Source organism: Ruminococcus sp. CAG:379 (genome assembly GCF_000434255.1).
Classification (GTDB): domain Bacteria; phylum Bacillota; class Clostridia; order Oscillospirales; family Ruminococcaceae; genus Ruminococcus_F; species Ruminococcus_F champanellensis.
Window position 1 is genome coordinate 1 of record NZ_FR894789.1, and the last position, 1,778, is coordinate 1,778.

The window sequence follows — 1,778 nt, forward strand, 5'->3', positions numbered from 1 at the left end:
CCTGCTTGATGTTGTTCTTCAGCTCCACGCCCAGAGGCCCGTAGTCCCATGTATTCGCCAGACCGCCGTAAATCTCGCTGCCGGGATACACAAAGCCCCGGCCCTTGCACAGGGCAACGATTTTGTCCATTGTCTTTTCGGTGTTGATCATAAATAGAATTCCTTTCATAAAATGCGCTCCGCCCCATGGGACAGAGCGCACATTTGTTCTGAATCAGTCGATCTTCTCGATCCAGTTGAAGGGATCTGCGATCTCGCCCCACTGGATGCCGGTCATGGTGTCATACAGCTTCTGGGAGATCGGGCCGATCTTGTTGTCGTTGATCTCCATCACCTTATCGTTCCACTTCAGATGGCCAACCGGAGAGATGACCGCAGCGGTACCGGTGCCGAATACCTCCTGGAGCTTGCCTGCATCGTAAGCGTCCGCAATTTCCTGGATGTCGATGCGGCGCTCGGACACCTTCATGCCCCAGCTCTTGCACAGCTCGATGGTGGACTTTCTGGTGATGCCCGGCAGGATGGAGCCCTGGAGCATGGGGGTTACGATCTCGTTGTCGATGACGAAGAAGATGTTCATAGCGCCCACTTCTTCAATGTACTTCTGCTCCACGCCGTCCAGCCACAGCACCTGGGAGTAGTTCTGCTTATGTGCCTCGTCCTGCCCGATCAGGGAAGCCGCATAGTTACCGCCGGTCTTGGCAAAGCCCATACCGCCCCGGACTGCCCGGACGTACTTGCTTTCTACATAAATGTTCACCGGATTCAGCCCGCTTGCATAATATGCGCCGGAGGGAGACAGAATGATGATGAACAGGTACTTGTCCCCGGGATGTACCCCCAGGAACGGGTCAACCGCAATGATGAAGGGACGGATGTACAGGGAAGCGCCCTTGCTGTGGGGTACCCAGTCCTTCTCCACCTTCAGCAGCTCCTCCAGACCCTGGAGTGCATCCTCCTCGTTGATCTGGGGGATGACCAGACGCTGGTTGGACTGGTTCAGACGCTTGAAGTTCTCCCGGGGACGGAACAGCTGAATACCGCCGTCTGCTCTCCGGTATGCCTTCATGCCCTCAAATACCTCCTGACCGTAATGCAGGCACATAGCCGCCGGACTCAGGGACAGATCCGCAAAGGGGGTGATCCGTGCGTTGTGCCAGCCCTTGCCGGTTTCATATTCCATCACGAACATGTAGTCGGTAAAGATCTTACCGAAGCCCAGAGCGGACTCGTCCGTGGGCTTTGCCTTCAGAGAGGCAGCCTTTTCAAATTTGATTTCCATAGCAATACCTTCTTTTTTATTTATTGTGCGCAGCCGAGCCGCACACGGATTGACATTTAATTTGCCCGGATATAGCAGCGGCGGATCTTTTCATCGTATAGATCCAGCGCCAGCTTGACCGATACCAGCGCACCCAGAACTGCGGCGATCACCAGCACTGCCTTCATCAGATTTTTCATCCCTCACATGCCTCCTTATTCTCCCCTCCGGCACCTCCACAGGCGCTGCAAAGACTGCCCGAACGGGTTATGCTTCTATTATAGCACATAATTTCCGGTTTGACCATACCCTGCAAAATTTTTTTCTCCCCATTCGCCGCCCCGTTTGCGAACATTTGTTCTCTATGGGGCATGCTTGCCCTGCGGATTTTGTGACCATCTTTTCCAGGCGTGTCTTTGATGCTCTGCGTGCTGTTTTTACGCAGGAGCGGTTTACTTTTTGTGACCGTTTGCTTTTATGCGTTTTCTTATAGTCTGCGTGCTGTTTCTACGCAGTA

The 1,778-nt window shown here is 53.8% G+C and carries 2 protein-coding genes and 1 pseudogene; all 3 read right to left on the reverse strand.

What is annotated here, in order from left to right:
• Positions 1–151, reverse strand: a pseudogene (locus QVO51_RS00060) (glycine--tRNA ligase); the annotation flags it as partial.
• A gap of 63 nt (positions 152–214) precedes the next feature.
• Positions 215–1,282 carry a branched-chain amino acid aminotransferase gene (locus QVO51_RS00065; RefSeq protein WP_015557355.1) on the reverse strand — a complete coding sequence of 356 codons (1,068 nt, stop codon included), beginning with the start codon at positions 1,280–1,282 and terminating at the stop codon, positions 215–217.
• A gap of 56 nt (positions 1,283–1,338) precedes the next feature.
• Positions 1,339–1,461, reverse strand: a complete 123-nt coding sequence (locus QVO51_RS00070) for a hypothetical protein (protein WP_015557356.1) — start codon at positions 1,459–1,461, stop codon at positions 1,339–1,341.
• Positions 1,462–1,778: the final 317 nt, after the last annotated feature.